Source organism: Phytohabitans sp. LJ34, assembly GCF_052068095.1.
Lineage (GTDB): Bacteria > Actinomycetota > Actinomycetes > Mycobacteriales > Micromonosporaceae > Phytohabitans.
The window spans coordinates 101,695-125,343 of sequence record NZ_JBQHDG010000015.1 but is presented as its reverse complement, the minus strand read 5'-3'; the positions used below and the strand labels follow the sequence as shown (position 1 = coordinate 125,343).

The window sequence follows — 23,649 nt, the reverse complement described above, 5'->3', positions numbered from 1 at the left end:
GCTCAGCCCTCCAGGTTGATCAGGTTGGCGTACGTGGGGCGCTGCTTGGTGCCGCTGAGGTCGCGCTCGTCGACGATCTCGCCGTCGAGCATCGTCACCACCCGGTCGGCCGCGGCCGCGACGCGGTGGTCGTGGGTGACCAGCACGATGCTCTGGCCGCCGTCGTGGCGGCGGCGAAGCAGGTCGAGCACGACTTCGGCCGACGCCGAGTCGAGGGCGCCGGTCGGCTCGTCGGCGAGGAGCACGTCGGGGCCGTGCACGACCGCACGGGCCAGCGCCACCCGCTGCTGCTGGCCACCGGAGAGCTCGGCGGGCGCGGCGTCGGCGGCGTCGCCGACACCCAGCTCCTCGAGCACCTCCAATGAGCGGCCGCGCGCCTCGCGGCGCCCGACGCCCTGGAGCACCAGGGGCAGCTCGACGTTGCCGATCACGGTCATCGTCGGCACGAGGTTGAGGAACTGGAACACGAAGCCGACGTGCCGCCGGCGCAGCAGGGCCCGGCCACTCTCGTCGCGGTCGTCCAGGCGGGTGCCGGCCAGCCACACCTCGCCGCTGTCCGGTCTGTCGAGGCCACCGAGCAGGTGCAGCAGCGTCGACTTGCCGCAGCCGCTCGGCCCGGTGATGGCCACCCAGTCGCCGGGGGCCACGGTCAGGGAAACGTCTCGCAGGGCGGCGTGCTCCCGGGCTCCGCCGCGGTAGGTCCGCTTGAGCGCGCTGGCGCGCAGCAACGGGTCGGTCATGGCTGGTCTCCGTCCGGCTTCGTCTGGGGAAGGATCTGGGTGAGCTGCTGCTCGCACGCCTCCAGCCAGCGCAGCTCGGCCTGAAGGTGCAGCGCGGTCGCCTGGAGGAGCAGGCCGCTCACGCTGCCCGGCGCGGCCTGCCCGGCCTGGCGGTCGAGGTCGCGCAGCGCCTCGTAGCACCGCTGCCGGTGATCGGCGATGATCGCGCGCGCGTCGATGCCCGGGATCACACTCGCGGCGAGCCGGGCCGTGACCAGCCTGAGCAGCACGTCCGGCTTGACGATCGGGGTGTCGGGGCGCTCGGCCAGGAACTCGCGCAGCGCCTTGGTGCCGGTGTCGGTGAGCCGGTAGACCTTGCGGTCTCGCCGATCTCCGCCCGACGCGGGTGTGTAGGTGACGAGGCCGTCCTTTTCCAGGCGACCGAGCGTGATGTAGATCTGCCCGACGTTGACCTCCACGCCGGCGCCGGCGAAGAGCTCGTCGTAGCGCCGACGCACCTCGTACCCATGCGCGGGGCCGGCCGCCAACAGGCCGAGCACGACGTGTTTCATGGACGCTCCTCCAATACCTAACAGCTAGAGTTTAGCTGTTAGGTATCCCCTGTCAACGGGGCACTCACCTGCGAAAACGGCCTTAGTCGCCGTGGAGACCGCCAGCCGCGGTGTGGATGAACACCGCCGTCACCTCTTCGGCCGTGGCGAGATCCGCGACGTACCCGTCGACCGGTTTGACCGCGCCCGCCAGCAGCTTCGCCTCCCGCCGCTGGCCGAAAGCGACCACGCTGAGGTGGATCGGGCGGGCCGGATCCTTCGCCCGCTGGAGCCCCGCGGTCAGCTGCGCCAGGGTCATGCCCTGCGCGTCGCCCTCGTTGCGCCCGTCGGTAAAGATCAGCACCTGCGTCGACACACCCGGTTCGGCGGCGTCCCGCCCGGCGATGTACGCGGCCAGGATGGTGTCGTAGAGGCCGGTGCCGGTCTGCCGCGCGGCCAGCCGGCTGACGGCCGCGTCCATCGCGGCGCGATGCCCCGCGGCCAGTGGAGCGGTGGGGAGCACCACCCGGTAGTCACGTGGCGGGTCCAGCGCCAGGCCGAACTCCCAGATCCCCACCCGGCTGTCGTCCGGGAGCAGCCGGCCCAGCGCGCGGCAGCCCTCGCGCACGAGGTCGATCAGCTTGGCACCAGAGCCGGGCGCCTGCTGCCCCATCGATCCGGACACATCCACGACGGCCAGCAGGTTGGTCCGCCGATCGGGCGCGTACCAGGTGGCCAGGACGTGGTCCACATGGTGCGGACCGAGCACGCCCATCCGGGCGCGAGCCAACGCCGGCAACTGGACGTCGGCGCCCGGCGGCGTGTCCGCGCCCGGCGCGCGCAGCCGGGCGTCGTCCAGCGCGGCAGCGCCGGCCTCGCCGGCAAGCAGCGTCCGGAAGCGGTCCAGCGCGGCCACCCGGGCGAGGTCCTTCACAGCCGCCCTCGTGGGCAGCCAGGTGTAGCGCAGCACGACCGCGTAGTCGCTGCCGGGAAGCACCGCCGGTGGCGCCGAGCCGAGGCGCGGCAGCAGCGCGTACTCGGGCACCAGCCCGACCTCGCCGCGCCCCGCCGGCAGTGCCGGATCGCGGCCGGTCACCGTGCGGGTGACGCGCATGGCACGAGCCAGCGCCAGCGCCGAGGCGTCCATGCCTTTCGCCAGCCACACCGCCTCGGCGACACCACCGGCGCCCACCATGCCGTCGCCCGAGCCCGCCGGGTCGCGCACCGCGAGGCGGACACCGGAATCCGACGCGACGAGGTTGGCCAGCGCCAGCCACGAGCCGCCCGCCGCGCGAAGCCGATCCGCCGTGGCGGCGTCGGTGACCATGTAGATGGGCGTCTCCGCCAGCACGGTGCCGGAGCCGGCCACCTCCTTGGCGGCGAGAAGCCCGCCACCGGCGACCGCGGCCCACGACGAGTCGTCGGGTATCCACACGTCAGCGTCGATCCGCTCGACAGCCTCCGGCGCCGCGCGCCCGTCCGCGACCGCGACTTGAAGGTTGACGCAGCTGTCGTCCGCCCTCGTCCCGGGAGCCAGCGCGTCCAGCACCGGGGCGAACGAGGAGGCCGTCACCACGCGCACGGTGTGCGGGCAGGCCGAGGTCAGCCGGGTCGCGCCGCCCGGCTCGTCACGAACACGGATGTACAGGCCGGTGGCGACCAGCAACGCCACCGCACCCAACGCGGCAACGGCCAGAACCGGTCGCACCCGCGCTATGCCGCTCGCCGAATGTCTCCCCATCGGTACCCCCGGCCACACGGACCTCCCGACGGCCCCCGACGGCGTCCCCACCGCCCTCGTCGTGGGATCAACGCCGTTCAGCATCGCATCGACCCTCGTGCCGCGCTCATCCGAGAACGGACAACTGGCGGATCGGCGCCGCACTGGGACCACCTGGGCGAGCTAGTTGGCCAAGTTGATTTTTTGCAGGCTGTTGATTCGCTTCTTGCGTTGATCAGTCTGTATTTGTATCGTCATCGTCACGAAACAAGCGCACGGCGGTACGCCCCACGCGCCCGGGCGTGGCGACGTCACCGGTCTGGCCCCCTCTGTCGCCCACGGAAGTAGGTGCCGCACCGCCATGTCCCGCAGATCCCCGAGAGCATTGGTCGCCGCCCTCCTGCTGGTGGCGGGTGTCGCGGTCGCGACGCCCGCCGAAGCCGCCGGCGGTCCCAACCTCGCCGCCGGCCACCCGGCCGCGGCCAGCGCCAGCGACGGCGCCTTCCCCGTCGCCAACCTCACCGACGGCAACCAGGCCACCTACTGGCAGGGCTCCGGCGCCTTCCCGCAGTGGGCACAGGTCGACCTCGGCAGCAGCCGGAGCATCGACCAGGTGCAGCTCAAGCTCCCGGCGGGCTGGAGCCAGCGCAACCAGACGCTGTCCGTGCAGGGCAGCCCCAACGGCAGCACGTTCGCCACGATCGTCTCCTCGGCCACGTACACGTTCGCGCCGGGCAGCGGCAACACCGTCACGATCAACTTCGGCGCCACCACCGCGCGGTACGTCCGGGTGAACATCACCGCCAACACCGGGGCGGCGGCCGGCCAGCTATCCACATTGGACGTCTTCGCCGTCGCCGCCGCGGGCCCCAACCTCGCCGCGGGTAAGGCGATCCAGGTCAGCAGCTCCCAGGGTGGCTACCCCGGCGGCAACGCCAACGACGCCAACCAGGGCAGTTACTGGGAGAGCGCGAACAACGCGTTTCCACAGTGGATCCAGGTGGACCTCGGCTCGTCGGTGAGCGTCAACCAGCTGGTGCTCAAGCTGCCGGCCGGCTGGGGCACCCGCACCCAGACGCTGACCGTGCAGTCGAGCACCAACGGCTCGTCGTTCGGCACGCTCGTCGCCTCCGCCGGCTACGTCTTCAACCCGGCGAGCGGCAACACCGTGACGATCGACTTCACCGCGACCACCACGCGCTACGTGCGGCTGAACATCACCGCCAACACCGGCTGGCCGGCCGGGCAGATCTCCGAGCTCGAGGTGTACGGCCCGGCGACCGGTGACACCGAGGCGCCGAGCACGCCCGGCAACCTCGCGTACACCCAGCCGGGCACCGGCCAGATCCGGCTCACCTGGGGCGCGTCGACCGACAACGTCGGCGTCACCGCCTACGACGTCTACGCCAACAACGAGCTGCGCACGAGCGTGGCCGGCAACGTCACCACGTTCACCGACAACCAGCCGGACGGCACCACGGTCTCGTACCACGTGCGGGCCCGGGACGCGGCCGGCAACCAGTCGGGCAACAGCAACACGGTCACCCGGCCGGGCGGCCCCACCGGCGGCACCAACCTCGCCGTGGGCAAGCCGGTCACCGCGTCCGGCCACGTGCACACGTTCGTCGCGACCAACGCCAACGACGACAACGTGGGCACCTACTGGGAGTCCAACGGGTTCCCCGGCACGCTGACCGTGCAGCTCGGCTCGAACGCCAGCGTCAACTCGGTCGTGCTGCGGCTCAACCCGGACCCGATCTGGGGCACCCGGACGCAGACGCTCCAGGTGCTCGGGCGGGAGCAGAGCGCGTCCGGCTTCACCAACCTGGTGTCCCAGCAGACGTACACGTTCAACCCCGCCTCCAGCAACAGCGTGACGATCCCGGTCACCGCGACCGTCGCGGACGTGCAGCTGCGCTTCACCGCCAACTCGGGCGCGCCGGGAGGGCAGGTCGCGGAGTTCCAGGTGATCGGCTCGCCGGCACCCAACCCGGACCTGACCGTCACCGGCATCACGTCGAGCCCGGCCGCGCCGGTGGAGACCAGCGCCATCACCCTCTCCGCCACCGTGCGCAACGCGGGCACCGCGGCCTCCGGTGCCACGGACGTCAACTTCTACCTGGGTACGACGCGTGCCGGCACCGCCGCCGTCGGTGGGCTCGCCGCTGGCGCCTCCGCGACGGTGTCGGCGAACATCGGCCCGCGTGACGCCGGCACCTACCAGGTGACGGCCAAGGTGGACGAGGACAACGACATCATCGAGCAGAACGACGCCAACAACGCCTTCACCAGCCCGACGTCCCTTGTGGTCACTCCGGTGTCCAGTTCGGACCTGGTCGCCGCGGCGGTCGGTTGGACGCCGAACAACCCGTCCAACGGCAACACGGTCACGTTCACCGCGTCTATCCGCAACCAGGGCAACATCGCCTCGGCGGCGGGCGCGCACGGCGTCACGCTGACCGTGCTCGACGACTCCGGCACGGTGGTGCGGACGCTCACCGGCTCGCACAGCGGCGCGATCGCGGCCGGGGCCACCACGCCGGTGCTCAACCTCGGCACGTGGACCGCCGCCAACGGCCGGTACACGGTGCGGGTGGTGCTCGCCAACGACGGCAACGAGCTGCCGGTCAAGCAGGCCAACAACACCAGCGAGCGGCCGCTCTTCGTGGGCCGGGGCGCGAACATGCCGTTCGACATCCTGGAGGCCGAGGACGGCGCGGTCGGTGGCGGCGCGGCCGTCGTCGGTCCGAACCGGACGATCGGCGACCTCGCCGGCGAGGCGTCCGGCCGGCGCGCGGTCACGCTCAACCAGAACGGCGCGTCCGTCCAGTTCACCACGCGCGGAGACACCAACACGCTGGTCACCCGCTTCTCCATCCCGGACGGCACCACCAGCACGCTCAACGTGTACGTCAACGACGTGTTCCACAAGGCGATCCCGCTGACCTCGAAGTACGCCTGGCTGTACGGCGCCGAGGCCAGTCCCGGCAACTCGCCGGGCGCGGGCAGCCCGCGGCACATCTACGACGAGGCGAACATCTTCCTCAACTCGACCGTGCCCGCCGGCAGCCGCATCAAGCTCCAGAAGGACGCGGCCAACAGCGGCACGTTCGCGATCGACTTCATCAGCACCGAGCAGGTGTCGCAGGTGGGCAACCCGGACCCGGCGCGGTACACGACGCCGGCCGGCTTCACCCACCAGGACGTGCAGAACGCGCTCGACCGGGTGCGGATGGACACCACCGGCAACCTGATCGGCGTCTACCTGCCCGCCGGCGAGTACCCGACGTCGAGCAAGTTCCAGGTGTACGGCAAGGCCGTGCGCGTGGTCGGCGCCGGCGCCTGGTACACCCGGTTCGTCGCGCCGCAGAACCAGGAGAACACCGACGTCGGCTTCCGCGTGGAAGGCGCGTCGGGCGGCTCGCTGTTTACCGGGTTCTCGTACTTCGGCAACTACACCCAGCGCAACGACGGTCCGGGCAAGGTCTTCGACCTGCAAAACGTCTCCGGAATCACCATCGACGGGATCTGGGCCGAGCACCAGATGTGCCTCTTCTGGGGCCTCAACACCGACAACACGACGATCCGGAACACCCGCTCGCGCAACCTCTTCGCCGACGCCATCAACATGACGAACGGCAGCACGGGCAACCTGGTGAGCAACAACGAGTCGCGGGCGTCCGGCGACGACAGCTTCGCGCTCTTCGCGGCCACCGACGGCGGCGGCGGTGAGCAGCGGGACAACGTGTTCGAAAACCTCACCTCGGTCCTGACCTGGCGCGCCGCCGGTGTCGCGGTCTACGGCGGGTTCAACAACCAGTTCCGCAACATCTACGTCGCGGACACGTTGGTGTACTCCGGCATCACCATCAGCTCGCTCGACTTCGGCATCCCGATGGACGGCTTCGGCGCCAGCCCGCCGACCGTCTTCGACGGGCTCTCGATCGTCCGGGCCGGTGGTCACTTCTGGGGCGCGCAGACCTTCCCCGGCATCTGGGTCTACTCGGCCAGCAAGGTCTTCCAAGGAATCCGGGTCAACAACGTCGACATCGTCGACCCGACGTACCACGGCATCATGTTCCAGACCGACTACGTGGGCGGCCAGCCGCTGTTCCCCGTGACGGACACCGTCTTCACGAACGTCTCCATCTCGGGGGCGCAGCGCAGCGGCGACGCGTTCGACGCCAAGTCCGGCTTCGGCATCTGGGCGAACGAGCTGCCCGAGCCGGGTGAGGGCCCGGCGCGCGGCTCGGTGACCTTCAACAACCTGCGGTTCAGCAACAACGCGCAGAACATCCGAAACACGACGTCAACATTCACCATCAACGTCAACTAGTTCCCCACCGGGACAGGGTCTTCGCGGTTACGCGAGGGCCCTGTCCCGTCCCTGCTTTAGGGGTCATCTACGGGTGTCCCCTAAGGGGAACACCCGACAATCATGGGTCCGTGACCCAAGCCATTGCCGAACCCACCAATGAGATCCGCCACCCGGCGGGCCCCTCACCGGCACACCGGCACGCGAACGCATACCGGTCGCTCTTCGAGCGTTCCGGCATCTGCATGGCCACCGTCGACCTGGCGCTGCGGGTCCAGGAGGCCAACGAACCGTTTCGCCGGGAGCTCGGCGGGGCCGAGGAGACCGTCGGGCGGGAGCTGTTCGACTACCTCCGGGTGAGCAGCCAGAGCACGCTCCGCCGCCAGTTCGTACGCCTCATCGAGGGGCGCAGCGAGCGGATCAACGAGCGGGTGCTGGGGCTGCGCTCGGAAGAGTGCCTGATGCCCGCGCAGCTGACCGCCGTGTCCATCCGGGACCGTTCGCCGCTGGTGTCGAGCATCCTGGTCATGCTCCAGTGGGACGAGTCGGCGGCCGACGCGGCCACCCGCTCGACCCGCCACAAGGTCCTCACCGAGCTCGACGCCCGCATCCTGCTGGGTGTGGCGATGGGCATGTCCACCGTCAACCTGGCCGCCAAGCTCTACCTGAGCCGCCAAGGCGTGGAGTACCACGTCGCGACCATGATGAAGAAGCTCAAGGCACCCAACCGGGCGGCGCTGGTGTCACGCGCCTACGCGATGGGCGTGCTCACCGCCGGCGTGTGGCCCCCTGTCGTAGCGCAAGATTTCATCAAGTAACCCCCTATCCGGGTTGCCTCTCCGCCGGTGCGGGGGCCGTGGAAGCGCCATCCGTCGCGGACGGTGCGGTGACCACGATGGACGCGAGCAGCAGCCCGCGCCGGCTCAGCCACCGGCCGGAGAAGCCGGCCAGCGGCCCCTCGGGCGTCACCGGACCGGGCACGAGCAGCGTCGCTTCGAATGTGCCCGCGTCGGGGTCGATCGCGATCCGCGCCTCGCTGAAGTCGAGCCACTTGGCGGCGAGCGGAAACCAGGCCTTGTAGACGGCCTCCTTGGCGCTGAAGAGCAGCCTGTCCCAGTGCACGCCCCTGCTCCGCGTGTCGAGGTCGCGGAGCATGGCCAGCTCGTCGGTGAGCGCGATCGCCTCCAGCACGCCCTCGGGGAGCGGCGCGTCGGGCTCGGCGTCGACACCGAGCGTCCGCACGTCGCGGTCGAGCGCGAGCGCGCAGGCCCGGTATCCCTCGCAGTGGGTCATCGTGCCGACGATCCCGGCCGGCCACTGGGGCGCGCCGCGCTGGCCGGGCAGGATCGGCGCCGGACCGTAGCCGAGGCGGGCCAACGCCTGGCGGGCGCAGCCACGCACGGTCGTAAACTCCCGCCGTCGCTTGTCGACGGCCCGCGCGACGATGGCCTGCTCCTCCGGGAAGAGCTCGACCGGCGCCGAGTCGTCGTACGCCTCGACGGCCACCACGGCCGTCGGGAGCAGCTCAGCCAACACGGGCACCATCCACAGTGGGCAGGATCTGGCGCGGCCCCCGCGGTGGCGCGGCGCGCGCCCGCCACTCGCGCGGGTAGCCGAGCGAGACCTCCTCGAACCGCACGCCGTCGAACCAGCTGACCCGCGGGATGTGCAGGTGTCCGTACACGACGGCCGCGGAGTCGAACCGCACGTGCCAGTCGGCGGTGTGCACGGTGCCGCACCACTGGGCGAACTCGGGATGGCGCAGGATGTCGGTCACCGCGCGCACGAGCGGGAAGTGGTTGACGAACACGGTCGGCAGCTCGGGCCGCTCGCGCTCGGCGAGCCGCCGCAGCGTCAGCTCCAGCCGGGCCGCGCACCAGGCGTCGCGCGTCGGGTAGGGGTCGGGGTGGAGCATGAACTCGTCGGTGCACACCACGCCCACGTCGTACGCATTCGCGAGGGACGCCTCCTTGGTGGTGAACTGCGGCATCCGGAACGTGTAGTCGTACAACAGGAAAAGTGGCACGACGGTGACCGGCCCGCCCTCGCCCTCCCAGATCGGGTAGGGGTCTTCCGGCGTCACCACACCCAGGCCGCGGCACAGCTCGACAAGGTGCTTGTAGCGTGCCTCGCCACGCAGCTGGACGCTGTCTTCCTTGGGCGTCCACAGCTCGTGGTTGCCCGGCGCCCACACCACCTTGCGAAACCGGCTGGCGAGCAGCCGCAGGGCCCACTCGACGTCTTTCACCATCTCGCCGACGTCACCGGCGACGAGCAGCCAGTCGTCGTCGGTCTCCGGACGGTAGCCCTCCACGAGCTGGCGGTTGTCCGCATACGCCACGTGCAGGTCACTGATGGCCAGGAGCTTCGGCTGTACGGGCACCCAACGATGGTATCCGCGAGGGCTCGAGCGTTCAGGCGGTGTTGCGCAGCCCCGCAACCAGACTGAAGGGCAGATCCGACCGGCGGTTGATGCGCAGTTTCCGGTACACCCTGGTCAGATGTTGCTCGACGGTGCTGACGGTGATGAAGAGCTGGCGGGCGATCTGCTGGTTGGTGTTGCCTTGCGCCGCGAGCGCGGCGACCCGCCGCTCGGCGTCGCTCAGCTCGTCGATGGCCGACACCTCCGTGGACTCCGGCTCTCCGTCGTCCGGGGTCGCGCCGGCCGAGACCAGGTCCGCCACCTCGTGTCTGGTGGCGAGCTGCTGCGCCCGGCGGGTGGTGAGGCGGGCCTTGGCGTGCTCGCCGAGCGCGTGCTGCGCCTCCCCGAGCTCGGCCATCACCTCGACGAGCTGGAGCTGGTCGCCGCCGGCCCGCAGCTCTTCGACCGCGTCGTGCAGCAGGCCGGCGCGCTGCTCCAACTCCGCGGTGGCGGCCAGCTCGCGCAGCGAGATGCCCCGGGTGCGCCGGTTGTACGGCCCCAGCTTGGCCATCTGCTCGGCGGCGAGGTCGCGGGCCTGGATGCCGAGGCCGCGCCGGGCCTCGGCGAGGTCGGTGCGCCACGGCGCGAGGCCGGGCACGTCGAGACCCCACCGCACCATCAGCTCGCCACACGCCTCGAAGTCTTCGATCGCCTCCCGGTGGCTGCCCCTGGCCAGGTGGAAGCGGCCGCGGGCGCGCAGGTAGGGCAGCCCGAACGGGGTCTGGAACATCGCCTCCGGCACCGGCATCGCGAGCAGGCGCAGCGCCTCGTCGAACTGGCCGCGGCGGGTGGCGGCCAGCAGCAGCACCGAGAGCGGGCCGCCGACGAAGACACCCAGCCCTTTCGGCGGGATGTGCGAGAGCGCGGCCTGTGCGTGCCGCTCCGCCTCGGGCAGGTTGCCCTGCCGGAAGCTGATCGTGGCGCGCATCGCGGACAGCAGCGCCCGCCAGGTGGGTACCCGCCGGTCTTCCGCCTCCTTCAGCAGCCCGTCGCACAGGTCGGCCGCCTTGTCGAGGCACTCGGCCAGCACCATCGCCTCCAGCGAGACGATGATCGACTCCCAGGTGTGGTCGTCGAGCCGGTACTGCTGGAGGATCGCCTGCGCGTCGGCGACCGCCTCCTCGGTGACGCCGTCGCGGTGTACCGCGTCGATGATGTTGGCGGTGCGGACCCGCAGCCGGCCGGACGAGGCGGTGAGGGCCGAGGCCCGCCGCAGCGGGGCATCGCCGGTGTGGCCGGCGGCGGTGCCGGGATAGAAGTAGCCGAAGCGGATCCGCACGCAGGAGGTGGCGAGCGCGGCGCCCGGGCTGGCCGAGCTGTCGATGCTGTCGAGCACCTCGACCGCCTCGGCCGACCGGCCAAACCACATCAGGTGCTTGACCAGCATCAACGCTAGGTCGGGCCGGAGCATCCCGGCCCGCGCGACCGGCAGGAGCTCGCGCGCGTGCCGCTCGGCGGACGTCGGGTCGAGCCGCCACTTGGCCCGCAGCAGCGCGGCGTGGATGCCCGCCCGCTCGGACACGTCGACGCGGCTGCGCTCGGCCAGGCGCAGGCAGTCGAGCGCCATGCCGGTGTCGTCCTGCGCCATCGCCTGCTCGGCGGCCTCCCGCAACAGGGACACCGACCAGGGCGCCTCGGTGCGGCTGGCGGCGACCGCGTGCCGGGCCACCGTGACGGCGGCGGCGCCGTTGCGGTACAGCACGTGCGCGACCCGGTCGTGCAGCTCCGTGCGATCGTGCGTGCTCATCGCCTCCAGCACGGCAACCGCTGAGCGCGGGTGGCGGAAGCGGCCGGCGTCGACGATGCCGGCGTCGGTGGCCGCCGCGAGCCCGCTGGCCGCCGACGGGCAGGCGTCGCCCAGCAGCTCGCTGAGCAGGGTGGGCGAGGCCGGCTCGCCGAGCACCGCGAGGGCCTGCGCGACCGGCAGCATGGAGTCGTCGCCGCGGTACAGGGCCGTCTGCACGGCCTGGCTGAACGCCTCGCCGGCCATGCCCTCCACCCGGTAGTCCTCGACCAGCGCGCCGAGCAGCAACGGGCTCCCTCCGCTGAGCCTGTGCCATGACTCGGGCTCGGTGTCGCCGAGGCCGGTGCGGCCGGCGAGCAGCGAGGCCACCCCATCCGGCGAGAGCAGGCTGAGCCGCAGCCGCCGGCAGTTGGGCTGGCTCAGCAGCTCGGCGGCCAGCCGCGGCCACGGCGTGCGCACACCCGCGGTGCTGGTCAGCACGACGAGCACGCGGGCGCTCTCGATCCGGCGGATCAGGTAGAGCAGGCAGTGCATCGACTCCGCGTCGGCGAAGTGGGTGTCGTCGACGCTGATCAGCAGCGGCGCCCGCTCGGCCAGCTCCAGCAGCACCCCGGCCAATCCGCGCCGCACCCGCATGTCGACCTGCTCGACCGACTCGTCGTCACGGTCGCGCAGCATCGCGGTCAGCGCGGCGTCGTCGAGCAGCCGCATGACCCTCTCGGCGGCCTCCTCCGGCAGCTGGGCGCCGCCGAGGAGCTGGCCCATCACGCCCATCGGTGCGCGGCGCTCGGCGCGGGACGCTTTGGCACTGAGGTGCGCGAAACCCGATTGCACGGCGCGATGGGTGAATTGCCGGAGCAATGCGGTCTTACCGGCACCGACCGGACCGCTGACGGTAACCACGCCGCCCTTACCGCTTAAGCATTCCGACAACGAGGACGCCAGCTGCGCTGACTCCCTGTCGCGTTCAACCAGCTCTCTGCCTCGTCCGACAAGCATGAAACCCCCCATAAGCTTGGGCTCGGCAAAACCACCAAGGGGCGATTCAATTCGCAAGGTCGCTTACAGATACACGGCATACAAGGCACGTGCACGACCAGCCGCACACGGAAACGCACATCCCGCGACGCTGCGGCATCAGCGTCTCCATGGCGTCGTGCGCGACAACCATTCACACATGAAACGCTATGGATGCAATCCCAGCAAGGTTCGTTAGATCACGCGCAGGTAACGGGCTGCCTAACTGAGCACTTCTCGCGTAAACCGCACCGACCCGCGGATGTCATAAGTGATAAGAGATCTGGGAGCTACGCGCCCGACGGCCGGTGCGTGCGGACGTTCCGGCGGGTCGAGTTCCACGACGGCGCGGCCGTGCTGCCGATCACGCCGCAGCGCACCAAGGTCCACCGCCACCCCCACGTGCGCGTAACCCCGAAGACCGGCACCGCCGTCGACGTCACCCTCTAGGAGACCTTCCGGAGTCGTGGTGGCTTCGACCCACCTATTTAGACAGAGATTTGGGCTACCGCGATGTCCGTCGTGGTCCAGACCGCTGCTCCCGCGGCCTCACCCGTCCGCCGCTGGTCGCGCTCCCCAGGCGCGCCACCGGCGGGGAGTGAATCGAGCTCCCGCCAGGCGGTGGTCGACGTTTGTCCACAATGCCCGTTGCCGGATCGGCAATCTGGGAAAGCAGCGGGGGTTTCGTCGCCGCCAGTAAACCGCTCCGGCCGTGCGAGCGGCGCGAGATTCGAGATCTAGGAGAGTTAGCGCTATTTCAACCCTAAGTCTGCTAGATCTCGACGTACCGATCCTGGGCTGGTCACGCTGTGTCGACTGCCCACGAAGACCGCCCAAGGGCTTGTCCCGCGGACCCGGCAGCGGACGGCCGGGGATCTCGGCTCGGTCTACGAGCCGCCGGCCGGGAGCGGTGCCCGCGGGAGCATACGGTCTGCACGTGACGCGGACGTGGGCAAATATGTCTCCGGCCACTCACGAAGCGGAAACACCCGAATCCGAAAGGTTTCCCGCGATCGTTACGCCGCCAGGGAGTCCAGGGGCACGGACGGGTCGGCGAGGCGGTCGAGGTCGGCGGTGCGGCCGGCGTATCCGGCGCGTACGAGGGCCTGGAGCTGCTCCTGCACGTCCCAGATGTTGACGTTCATGCCGGCGAGCACGCGGCCCTCCTTTGTCCAGAAGGCGAGGAACTCCGGGGTCTTGCCGTCCACGATGGACGGATCGCCACGGAATACGACGCGGTCGTAGCCGCCGGGTGGCACCCAGCCGGCGTACTCCATGCCCAGGTCGTACTGGTCGGTGAAAAAGTACGGGACGCGGTCGTAGGAGACGGGCTGGCCGAGCATCGAGCGGGCCGCGGCCGGGCCGCCGTTGAGGGCGTTGGACCAGTGTTCGACGCGGATCCGCTCGCCGACCAACGGGCTGAGGAAGCGGGCCACGTCGCCGCAGGCGTAGACGTCGGGGTCGGCGGTGCGCAGTGACGCGTCGGTCAGCACGCCGTCGTCAACCGCCAGGCCGGCCGTCTCGGCCAGCTCGGTCGAGGGGCGGATGCCGACGCCGAGTACGGCGAGGTCGGCCGGGATCTCGGTGCCGTCGTCGAGGACCACATTGGACAGCTGGCCGCCGGCGGTGCCGAACTCGCGCAGGCCGGTCTCGAAGTGGAATCGCACGCCGTGGGCCTCGTGCAGGTCGCGGAAGACGGCGGCCACCTCGTGGCCGAGCACGTTGTGCAGTGGGAGGGGCGCCATCTCCACGACGGTGACGGTGCAGCCGTGCTCGCGCGCGGCCGCGGCGACCTCCAGGCCGATCCAGCCGGCGCCGACCACGACCACGTTGCCGCCCGTGCGCAGGCCGGCGAGCAGCGCCTCGGCCTCGTCCATCGTGCGCAGGTAGCGGATGCCGTGTGCGTCGGCGCCGGGCAGGTCGAGGGTGCGCACCCGCGAGCCGGTGGCCAGCAACAGCTTGTCGTAGCGCAGCTGGTCAACCCCGTCGAGCGTGACCGCGTGGTTGAGGGTGTCGAGGTGGGTGGCGCGGCGGCCGAGGATCAGCTCGACGTCATGCTCCTCGTACCACCCCGCGTCGTGCACGAACGCCTTTTCCCGCGGCTCCTTGCCGTTCATGTAGCCCTTGGAGAGCGGAGGGCGCTCGTACGGCCGCACGATCTCCTCACCCACCAGCACCAGCCGCCCCGCGTAACCCTCCTCGCGCAGCGTCTGCGCGGCTTTCGCCCCGGCGAGTGACGCGCCGATGATCAGATACATGCCGCTCATCCTCCGGTCAGTCGCTGGTGCCAGGCCACGGCGGCAGGATCGGTCAGAGAGGCCACCTGGTCGATGACCACTCTAAGCCGGCTGGCGTCGTCGGGCGCGGCCTTCCACAATGGTGCGAAGATCGGGTCGAGCCCTTCTGGAGCCCGGGTGGCGAGCGCGCCGACCAGGTCGGTGAGGATCTCCCGCTGCCGCTCGTACCAGAGCTCGGCGCCTTCTCGGCGCATCACATATCGCAGGGCCATGCCCTTGAGGAGCGCGCACTGCGCCCGGATCAGGCGCGGCACGACGAGGTCGGCGGCGTACCGGCGCAGCGGCCCCACACTTGCTTTCTCCGGCTGTTCGTCTCGTCGCGGGCCCGCGACGAGACGAACAGCATCTGGGGGAATCTCATACTCCGCCTTGGTGGCTTCCACGGCGGTGGCCACGAAGCGGCCGATCTGTACGCTCGTGGCGCCCTTGAGCGCGGCCTGGGCGCGGTAGCTGCCGTCGTATCCGGCCAGCGGCGCGAGCGCGGGGTCGGCGAGCAGGTCGGTGAGCACCTCGGCCAGGTCGCCGGGCGTCTCGGCGGAGTAGGTGGCCGCCACGTCCGCGCAGAGCGCCGCCCGCTCGCCCGCGTCGGCCAGCAGGCGGCCGAACGCGATGTAGCCGCCGAACACGCCGTCTTCGACGTCGTGCACCGAATAGGCCACGTCGTCGGCCCAGTCCATGACCTGGGCCTCCAGGCAACGGGCCGCGCCGGCCGCGCCTTCGCGCACCCAGGCGAAGATCTCCGCGTCGTCGGCGTACACGCCGAACTTGCGCCGCCCCTCCGCACGGGGCCAGGGGTATTTGCAGGTCGCGTCGAGCGAGGCCCGGGTGAGATTGAGCCCGGCGCCGTCGACCTTGGCCTCCAGGCGCGTGAGCACACGCAGCGTCTGGGCGTTGCCCTCGAACCCGCCGCACTCCTGCGCGACCGCGTCGAGCGCGTCTTCGCCGTTGTGGCCGAACGGCGGGTGCCCAAGGTCGTGGGCGAGCCCGGCCACGTCGACGACGTCCGGGTCGCACCCCAGCCGGGCGCCCATCTCCCGCGCGATCTGGGCGACCTCGAGCGAGTGGGTCAGCCTGGTACGCAGGAAGTCGTCGGAGCCCGCGGTGTGCACCTGGGTCTTGGCGGCCAGCCGGCGAAACGCCGCGGAGTGCAGCACCCGCGCCCGATCCCGCTCGAACGGGCTGCGCCCGTGTCCCGTGTCCTTGCGCGGCTCGGGCACGAACCGCTCGGCCTCGATCACGCGAAGAGTCTATTCGCGCTGCTTCAGGACGCAGAACTCATTGCCCTCGGGGTCGGCCAGCACCACCCATCCGGCGGCACCGCCCTGGCCCACGTCGACGTGCCGGGCACCCATGTTGACCAAGCGCTCGACCTCGGCCTCCTGGTCGGCGGGGCGAAGGTCGACGTGCAGGCGGTTTTTGCCGGCCTTGGCGTCCGGCACGGGCACGAAGATCAAGCCGGGCAGCTCGTCGGGCTTGCGGCGGATCTCCACCTCGTCGGGCCGCTCGTAGGTGATCTGGTAGCCGAGCGCCTCGGCCCACCAGCGCGCGAGGCGCGCCGGATCGAGCGCGTCGACGACCAGGTGCTCCCAACGGCTGCCCATAGGTACGCCTCCCGTTTTGCCCCAGTTGTCGCCTGACGACGCCTTATCGCCAGACGTCGCCAAAGTGACGACCACGTTACGCCCAGGATCATCATTGCGGGTGTCGGCGGTACGCGGGACCCCGGCGGAGGGCGAACGGCAACCACCGATCATCCGAGACATGCTGACCGATCGCCGGCCGTATTCGCTTCGCCGCACGCGGTAACGTGCTCGCGCGACAACGACCGGACCGGCGTGGCGGCTGCTGGTCGACATATATCTATGCCCGAGCTCGACACCCACCAGGCCGGACTGGGTGGCGGGCGCACTTCCGGGCCGAGGAGCAAACGTGTCCGGCATTGACGACTGCCTCACGCAGGCGATGGCCATCCACGGTGCCATCGGCGCGAGCCTCATCGACCACACCACCGGCTTCGCCGTCGGCGCGGTCGGCCGCGCGCCCACCGACGACCCCGACGCCACCTGGGCCGGCGCCGCCGAGATCGTCAACGTCGCGGTCACGGGTGCGCCGTTCGCCTCCGCTCGGCCGGGTGACCGTGTCGAAGACGTCATCATCACCACCCTCGACGGTTACCACCTGATCCAGCAGGTGCACACGGTTTTCGACAGCCGGCTGGTGCTCTACCTGTGGCTCGACCGCGCGCAGGGCAACCTGGCGGTGGCCCGCCGGCGGCTGCGGCAGCTCGCCGACGGCCTGTCCGGCGCGCCGGCTCCGGTGGCCGCGCGGGCCACGGCCGCTGTTCCGGTCCCGTCCGCCGGGCGGTAGGCGGTGAAGACCGCGCGCACGGGCCGAGCCGTGCCTCCTCGCCGCACCCTCACCCAGCTGGCCGCCGCCGGCGAGACCGGCGCGCTGTACGTGGAGGGCGAGCCGGGCGGCATCGTGTACCTGACTGACGGCGCTCGGTACCATCGGCGGCACCAAAGACCTCGACCTGGGCGTCGCCGCCGCCGGCAACACCGACGTGGTGCGGGCCAAGCTGCGCGCGATGGAGATGCTCAACATCAAGGAAACCATCGAAGATATCTTGATTACTTTGGACACTCAGTACCACATGATCCGGCCGCTCACCGGGCGTGCCGGCAAGGGCCTGTTCCTGTACGTGGCGCTGCTGAAGAGCCGTGCCAACCTCGCCATGGCCCGCCACCAGCTGCGCCAGATCGAAGAAAACATGGACGTCTGAGCGGGTCGAGACGTCCGCCGGTCGGGGAGCACGCCCTCCCCGGCCGGCGGACCACCGTCAGCGGCTGTCGGAGGCGGCCGCGGTCTCGATCGCGGCGCGGCCGGCTTCGAGCCGTGCGATCGGCACGCGGAAAGGCGAGCAGGAGACGTAGTCGAGCCCGACCTCGTGGAAGAAATGCACCGACTCGGGGTCGCCGCCGTGTTCGCCGCAGACGCCGAGCTTGAGATCCGGGCGCGCGGCGCGGCCCTCGTCCACCGCGATGCGCACCAGGCGGCCGACGCCGTCCCGGTCGATCGACTCGAAGGGCGAGATGCCGAAGATGCCCAGCTCGAGGTAGCGCCAGAAGAACGCGCCCTCGACGTCGTCGCGGGAGAAGCCCCACGCCATCTGGGTGAGGTCGTTGGTGCCGAAGGAGAAGAACTCGGCCGCCTCGGCGATCTGCCCCGAGGTCAGCGCGGCGCGCGGCACCTCGATCATCGTGCCGATCGACACCTCCCTGGCACCCGCCTCGGAAATGATGCGCTCGGCCTCGGCGCGTACCGTCTCCAGCTCCTGCACGGCGCCCACGAGCGGCACCATGATTTCCGGACGGGGGTTTCCGCCGCGGCGTGCGCACTCGGCGGCGGCTTGGGCGATCGCGCGTACCTGCATGCCGAACAGGCCCGGGATGACCAGGCCGAGCCGGACGCCACGCAGTCCCAGCATCGGGTTGGACTCGTGCATCCGGCGTACGGCCGCGAGCAGTGCCTCGGTCTTGCCGGCCTTCTCGCCGCGCTCGTGGGCGACGGCGACGCTCACCGCCAGCTCCTCCAGCGACGGCAGGAACTCGTGCAGCGGCGGGTCGATCAGCCGCACCGTCACCGGCAGCCCGTCCATCGCCTCGAAGATCTCGACGAAGTCGGCCCGCTGCAAGGGAAGCAGCGCGTCCAGTGCCGCCTGCCGCTCGGTATCGGTGCGGGCGAGGATGAGCCGCTCGACGAGCTCGCGCCGGTCGCCCAGGAACATGTGCTCGGTGCGGCACAGGCCGATCCCCTCGGCACCGAAGCGCCGTGCCCGTGCCGCGTCCTGCCCGGTGTCGGCGTTCGTCCGCACCCGCAGCCGCCGCTTTTCGTCGGCGTGCGTCATGATCCGGTGTACGGCCGTCACGAGCGGGTCCTCCGTGGACGTCGACTCTCCTTCGAAGTAGCGCACCACTTCGGACGGTCGCACGGGGACCTCGCCCAGGTACACCCGACCGGTGGTGCCGTCGACGGAGATCACGTCTCCCTCGGCGACCTCCTGACCATCCACTGTGAACTTCTTCGCGCGAGTGTCCACTTCGAGCGTGTCCGCGCCGCAGACGCACGTCTTGCCCATGCCGCGCGCCACGACCGCCGCGTGGCTCGTCTTGCCGCCGCGCGAGGTGAGGATGCCCTGCGCCGCGATCATGCCGGGCAGGTCGTCGGGGTTGGTCTCCCGGCGTACCAGGATGACGGCCTCGCCCTCCTTGGCCAGCTCGACCGCGCGGGCCGCGTCGAAGACCACCTTGCCGACCGCCGCCCCCGGTGAGGCGCCGACGCCCTTGGCGAGCGACTTCGGCTTACCCGAGAGGTCGAAGCGGGGGAACATCAGCTGGCCGAGCTGGGCGCCGCTGACCCGCCGCGCGGCCTCGTCGAGGTCGATCAGCCCTTCGTCGACGAGCTGGCCGGCGATGATGAACGCCGCGGCCGCCGTGCGCTTGCCCACCCGGGTCTGGAGCATCCACAGCTTGCCCTGCTCGATCGTGAACTCGATGTCGCACAGGTCGCGGTAGTGACCCTCCAATGTGGCCATGATGCCGAGGAGGTCGTCGTACGACTTCTTGTCCAGCCGTTCCAGCTCTTGCAGCGGGATCGTGTTACGGATGCCGGCGACCACGTCTTCGCCCTGCGCGTTGGCGAGGTAGTCGCCGTAGATGCCCTGCGTGCCCGAGGCGGGGTCGCGGGTGAAGGCGACGCCCGTGCCGGAGTCGGGGCCGAGGTTGCCGAAGACCATCGCCACCACGCTCACCGCGGTGCCGAGGTCGGCCGGGATGCGCTCCTGGCGCCGGTACAGCACGGCCCGGTCCGCGTTCCACGACTCGAAGACCGCGCGGATCGCGAGGTCCATCTGCTCGCGCGCGTCCTGGGGGAACTCACGCCCGGCGTGCTTGGCGAAGATCTTCTTGTACTCGTCGACCAGCGCCCGCAGGTCGCCCGCGTCGAGGTCGAGGTCGTTTTCCGTGCCGCGGGCCCGCTTGGCCTCGTCGAGCGCGTGCTCGAACTCCTCGCCCGGCACCTCGCACACGGTCTTGCCGAACATCTGGATCAGCCGCCGGTACGAGTCCCACGCGAAGCGCTCGTCGCCACCGGCCTGCGCGGCGAGGCCGGCCACGCTCTCGTCGTTGAGCCCCACGTTGAGGACGGTCTCCATCATGCCCGGCATCGAGAAGCGGGCACCCGAGCGCACCGACACCAGCAGCGGGTCGGCCGCGTCGCCGAGGCGCTTGCCGCGCGCCTCCTCCAGGGTCGCCAGGTGGGTCTCGACCTGCTCGCGCAGCCCGTCGGGCTCACGCCCGGTGGAAAGGTAGGCGCGGCACGCCTCGGTGGTGATCGTGAAGCCGGGCGGCACCGGCAGCCCCAGGTTTGTCATCTCGGCGAGGTTGGCCCCCTTGCCGCCGAGGAGGTCCGCCATGTCCTTGTTGCCTTCGGCGAAGTCGTACACGTAGACGTCGTTCGCTGCCACCTGAGCCTCCTGCCACCCGCGTTCACCATTGAACGAGGGTTTAGTACCCAATGGTGGGCGAAGGTTAAGCGAGATACGCCACGTCTCGGGAGGGTTCGGTGACCATCGGCACACGCGCCGGGAGTGTGACGTTCACGCCCGTTTCTGGGTACGCTCCCACGCTCAGATTCGCGCGCGGTCAGCCGCCGGAGTCGTCGTGTTCGGCGTCGTCCGGGACGGCTTCGGAGTCGCGGTCGTCGAGCCACCCGTACGGGAGGACGACCCGGGCCGGCGCGTTGGTGCGGCCGCGGGGCAGGCCCAGGACGTCGGTCGGAAACGGCTCGTCGGCGTCGACCTTGCCCAGCAGGTCGTCGAGCTCGGCCAGCGACGAGGCCATCGCCATCGCCCGGCGCAGCTCGGCGCCGACCGGAAAGCCCTTCAGGTACCAGGCGACGTGCTTGCGGAAGTCGGTGACCGCCTCCCGCTCGGCGCCCCACCAGTCGACGAGCAGCTCGGCGTGGCGGCGCATGACCCGGGCGACCTCGCCCAGCTTGGGCAGCACGCGCTCGTCGCGGCCCGCGAACCCGGCGGCCAGGTCGGCGAAGAGCCACGGGCGGCCCAGGCAGCCCCGTCCGACGACGACACCGTCACACCCGGTCTCGGCCACCATGCGCAGGGCGTCGTCGGCCTCCCAGATGTCGCCATTGCCCAGCACCGGCACGTCGAGCGCCTGCTTGAGGGTGGCGATCGCCTCCCAGTCGGCCGCGCCGGAGTAGCGCTGGGCGGCCGTGCGCGCGTGCAGGGCGACCCAGGCGACCCCCGCGTCCTGGGCGGTCAACCCCGCCTCCACGTAGGTCAGGTGATCGTCGTCGATGCCCTTGCGCATCTTGACGGTGACCGGCAGCCCGGCCGCGTTGTCGACGGCCGCGCGCACGATCGCGCCGAAGAGGCGCCGCTTCCACGGGATCGCCGAGCCGCCGCCCTTGCTGGTGATCTTTTTGACGCTGCACCCGAAGTTGAGGTCGATGTGGTCGGCCAGGCCCTCGTCGACCACCCGGCGCACGGCCTTGGCGGTGATCTCCGGGTCGACGCCGTAGAGCTGCATGCTGCGCGGATATTCGTCGGGCCCGAACTGGATCAGCCGCTCGGTCTTCGGGTTGCGGTGATGCAGGGCGACCGTCGTGATCATCTCGCAGACGTAGAGGCCCGCACCGTACTCGCGGCAGAGCTGGCGAAACGCCACGTTGGTGATGCCGGCCATCGGCGCCAGCACCACCGGCGGGTCGATCCCGTGCCGACCCAACGTCAACGTTCCACTCACGGCAACCAGGGTAGTTTGGTCAGGTGACCACATCCGATCCGGCGTGCGCCACGGCACACGGCGACCTCCCGCCCGATCATGGACCACGCACGCTCGTCGCCGTCTTCGAGACGCCCGTCGCCGAGCATCTGATCCGCTTCGCCGCCGACCTGGGCTACCGCACGGTGCTCGTGGAGCCCCAGCCACGGCTGCTGGCCGGCACCCCTAAGCCACACGGAGACCAGACCGTCGCCAGCGTGAGCGCCGCCGGGCTCGACGAGCACACCGACGTCGTCATCACCGACCACGACCGGCCCGAGCTGGGCACCCTGCTGCGCGACGCGCTCGACGGCAAGGCGCGCTGGATCGGCGTGATGGGCGCCAAACGCCACTCCGCCCCGCACATCGAGGCGCTGCGGGGCCTCGGCGTCGACGAAGACTCGATCGCCCGGGTCCACCGCCCGATCGGCCTCAACATCGGCTCCAAGACCCCCGCCGAGATCGCCCTCGCCACGCTGGCCGGCCTGATCGCCGACCGCAACGGCCGCCCCGGCGGCTTCACCTTCTGATTCCCGCCCGCGTCCGCCGCCGCGCTTTTCCCAAGAGGGCAGCCCTCTTGGGGCAGCAAAGGGCGTAGTGGGGGTAAGGCGCAGGTCAGCAGCCGGGGAGGCGGTCGAGTAGGTAGCGCTCGACCTCCGCCAGCGGCACCCGCTCCTGCTGCATCGTGTCGCGGTCGCGGATCGTCACGGCGTCGTCCTGGAGGGTGTCGAAGTCGACCGTTACGCAGAACGGGGTGCCGATTTCGTCCTGGCGGCGGTAGCGGCGGCCGATCGCCTGCGAGTCGTCGAACTCGACGATCCAGCGCTTGCGCAGCGTGGCGGCCAGCTCGCGGGCCTTGGGCGAGAGCTCGGGGTTGCGGGAGAGCGGAAGCACCGCGACCTTGATCGGCGCCAGCCGCGGGTCGAAGCGCATCACCGTGCGCTTGTCGACGCCGCCCTTGGTGTTGGGCGCCTCGTCCTCGTCGTACGCCTCGAGCAGGAAGGCCAGCACCGCGCGGGTGAGGCCGGCGGCCGGCTCGATCACGTACGGCACCCAGCGCTCCTTCTTCTCCTGGTCGAAGTAGGAGAGGTCGATGCCGGAGTGCTTGCTGTGCGTGGTGAGGTCGAAGTCGGTGCGGTTGGCGATGCCTTCGAGCTCGGAGAACTCGGTGCCGCCGAACTGGAAGCGGTACTCGATGTCGACGGTCCGCTTCGAATAGTGCGAGAGCTTTTCCTTCGGGTGCTCGTAGAAGCGCAGGTTTTCGGGCGAGAGGCCGAGGTCGATATACCAGTCCCACCGCTGCTGGAGCCAGTACTCGTGCCACTGCTCGTCGGTGCCGGGCTCGACGAAGTACTCCATCTCCATCTGCTCGAACTCGCGCGTGCGGAAGATGAAGTTACCCGGGGTGATCTCGTTGCGGAACGACTTGCCGACCTGCGCGATGCCGAACGGCGGCTTTTTGCGGGCGGCCGTCTCCACGTTGCGGTAGTTGACGAAGATGCCCTGCGCGGTCTCGGGCCGCAGGTAGTGCAGGCCCTCCTCGCTCTCGACCGGGCCGAGGTAGGTCTTCATCAGGCCGTTGAACATGCGCGGCTCGGTGAAGGTGCCCTTGTTGCCGCAGTTGGGACAGTTGATCTCGGAGAGGCCGGCCGGCGGGCGGCCGTGCTTGTGCTCGAACGCCTCCTCCAGGTGGTCGGCGCGGAAGCGCTTGTGGCAGGAGAGGCACTCGGTCAGCGGGTCGACGAACGCGTCGAGGTGGCCCGAGGCGGCCCACACGTCTTTGGCCAGGATCACGGCGGAGTCGAGGCCGACGATGTCGTCGCGCTGCTGGACCATCGTGCGCCACCACTGGCGGCGGACGTTTTCCTTGAGCTCGACGCCTAGCGGGCCGTAATCCCAGGCCGACCGGGTGCCCCCGTAGATCTCGCTGGAGGGGAAGACGAAGCCCCGGCGCTTGGCGAGGCTGACAACGGCGTCGATGCGGTCGGCTGGCATGTGAGTTCCTCCTGCGCCGGCTGGCGG

General features: G+C 70.6%; 17 protein-coding genes and 1 pseudogene. 6 read left to right on the top strand and 12 right to left on the bottom strand.

Annotation, left to right across the window (positions count from 1 at the left end):
* Positions 1–2: 2 nt before the first annotated feature.
* The 3 genes from ACTMTJ_RS26015 to ACTMTJ_RS26005 form a co-directional block, all read right to left on the bottom strand.
* Positions 3–740, bottom strand: coding sequence for an ABC transporter ATP-binding protein (locus ACTMTJ_RS26015; protein WP_441220339.1), 738 nt, complete (start codon positions 738–740; stop codon positions 3–5).
* Positions 737–1,291: a helix-turn-helix transcriptional regulator gene (locus ACTMTJ_RS26010; protein ID WP_441220338.1), complete on the bottom strand. Its 555-nt coding sequence runs from the start codon at positions 1,289–1,291 to the stop codon at positions 737–739. Before ACTMTJ_RS26010 ends, ACTMTJ_RS26015 begins: the two co-directional genes overlap by 4 nt.
* 82 nt (positions 1,292–1,373) lie before the next feature.
* The gene (locus ACTMTJ_RS26005) at positions 1,374–2,978 is read right to left on the bottom strand and encodes a substrate-binding domain-containing protein (protein ID WP_441220337.1); all 1,605 of its coding nucleotides are present in this window, start codon (positions 2,976–2,978) and stop codon (positions 1,374–1,376) included.
* Positions 2,979–3,351: 373 nt separating this feature from the next.
* On the opposite strand from ACTMTJ_RS26005, the gene ACTMTJ_RS26000 reads away from it, so the two are divergent.
* Positions 3,352–7,326: a galactose-binding domain-containing protein gene (locus tag ACTMTJ_RS26000; RefSeq protein ID WP_441220336.1), complete on the top strand. Its 3,975-nt coding sequence runs from the start codon at positions 3,352–3,354 to the stop codon at positions 7,324–7,326.
* Positions 7,327–7,436: 110 nt separating this feature from the next.
* Positions 7,437–8,123, top strand: a complete 687-nt coding sequence (locus ACTMTJ_RS25995) for a LuxR C-terminal-related transcriptional regulator (RefSeq protein ID WP_441220335.1) — start codon at positions 7,437–7,439, stop codon at positions 8,121–8,123.
* Between the two features lie 4 nt (positions 8,124–8,127).
* On the opposite strand, the gene ACTMTJ_RS25990 is transcribed toward ACTMTJ_RS25995, so the two are convergent.
* The 3 genes from ACTMTJ_RS25990 to ACTMTJ_RS25980 are packed head-to-tail and all read right to left on the bottom strand — an operon-like array spanning position 8,128 to position 12,470.
* Complete coding sequence (locus ACTMTJ_RS25990; RefSeq protein ID WP_441220334.1) at positions 8,128–8,841, bottom strand: 4'-phosphopantetheinyl transferase family protein; 714 nt, start codon at positions 8,839–8,841, stop codon at positions 8,128–8,130.
* The gene (locus tag ACTMTJ_RS25985) at positions 8,831–9,688 is read right to left on the bottom strand and encodes a metallophosphoesterase family protein (RefSeq protein WP_441220333.1); all 858 of its coding nucleotides are present in this window, start codon (positions 9,686–9,688) and stop codon (positions 8,831–8,833) included. Before ACTMTJ_RS25985 ends, ACTMTJ_RS25990 begins: the two co-directional genes overlap by 11 nt.
* 31 nt (positions 9,689–9,719) lie before the next feature.
* Positions 9,720–12,470, bottom strand: coding sequence for an AAA family ATPase (locus ACTMTJ_RS25980; protein ID WP_441220332.1), 2,751 nt, complete (start codon positions 12,468–12,470; stop codon positions 9,720–9,722).
* A 330-nt stretch (positions 12,471–12,800) separates the two neighbouring features.
* Between ACTMTJ_RS25980 and ACTMTJ_RS25975 the strand changes: the two genes are divergently transcribed.
* On the top strand, positions 12,801–12,938 hold the full coding sequence (locus ACTMTJ_RS25975; protein WP_441220331.1) for a hypothetical protein: 138 nt from the start codon (positions 12,801–12,803) through the stop codon (positions 12,936–12,938).
* Between the two features lie 566 nt (positions 12,939–13,504).
* On the opposite strand, the gene ACTMTJ_RS25970 is transcribed toward ACTMTJ_RS25975, so the two are convergent.
* The 3 genes from ACTMTJ_RS25970 to ACTMTJ_RS25960 are packed head-to-tail and all read right to left on the bottom strand — an operon-like array spanning position 13,505 to position 16,386.
* Positions 13,505–14,746, bottom strand: a complete 1,242-nt coding sequence (locus ACTMTJ_RS25970) for an NAD(P)/FAD-dependent oxidoreductase (protein ID WP_441220330.1) — start codon at positions 14,744–14,746, stop codon at positions 13,505–13,507.
* 5 nt (positions 14,747–14,751) lie between these two features.
* The gene (locus ACTMTJ_RS25965) at positions 14,752–16,023 is read right to left on the bottom strand and encodes a deoxyguanosinetriphosphate triphosphohydrolase (RefSeq protein ID WP_441220329.1); all 1,272 of its coding nucleotides are present in this window, start codon (positions 16,021–16,023) and stop codon (positions 14,752–14,754) included.
* A 9-nt stretch (positions 16,024–16,032) separates the two neighbouring features.
* Positions 16,033–16,386, bottom strand: a complete 354-nt coding sequence (locus tag ACTMTJ_RS25960) for a VOC family protein (protein ID WP_441220328.1) — start codon at positions 16,384–16,386, stop codon at positions 16,033–16,035.
* 328 nt (positions 16,387–16,714) lie between these two features.
* Between ACTMTJ_RS25960 and ACTMTJ_RS25955 the strand changes: the two genes are divergently transcribed.
* Both ACTMTJ_RS25955 and ACTMTJ_RS25950 read left to right on the top strand, forming a co-directional pair.
* A complete protein-coding gene (locus ACTMTJ_RS25955; RefSeq protein WP_441220327.1) occupies positions 16,715–17,152 on the top strand; it encodes a hypothetical protein in 438 nt (145 codons plus the stop codon).
* 130 nt (positions 17,153–17,282) lie between these two features.
* A pseudogene (locus tag ACTMTJ_RS25950) lies at positions 17,283–17,567 on the top strand (hypothetical protein); the annotation flags it as partial.
* A gap of 57 nt (positions 17,568–17,624) precedes the next feature.
* Here the strand turns inward: ACTMTJ_RS25950 and ppdK are convergent.
* Complete coding sequence (ppdK, locus tag ACTMTJ_RS25945) at positions 17,625–20,309, bottom strand: pyruvate, phosphate dikinase (protein ID WP_441220326.1); 2,685 nt, start codon at positions 20,307–20,309, stop codon at positions 17,625–17,627.
* Between the two features lie 178 nt (positions 20,310–20,487).
* Positions 20,488–21,642, bottom strand: a complete 1,155-nt coding sequence (gene dusB, locus ACTMTJ_RS25940; protein WP_441220325.1) for a tRNA dihydrouridine synthase DusB — start codon at positions 21,640–21,642, stop codon at positions 20,488–20,490.
* Here dusB and ACTMTJ_RS25935 point away from each other — a divergent pair.
* Entirely contained in the window at positions 21,633–22,157 is a 525-nt protein-coding gene (locus tag ACTMTJ_RS25935; protein WP_441220324.1) for an XdhC family protein, read from the top strand. The genes dusB and ACTMTJ_RS25935 overlap by 10 nt on opposite strands.
* Before the next feature lie 85 nt (positions 22,158–22,242).
* On the opposite strand, the gene ACTMTJ_RS25930 is transcribed toward ACTMTJ_RS25935, so the two are convergent.
* Positions 22,243–23,622, bottom strand: a complete 1,380-nt coding sequence (locus ACTMTJ_RS25930) for a glycine--tRNA ligase (protein ID WP_441220323.1) — start codon at positions 23,620–23,622, stop codon at positions 22,243–22,245.
* Positions 23,623–23,649 lie beyond the last annotated feature (27 nt).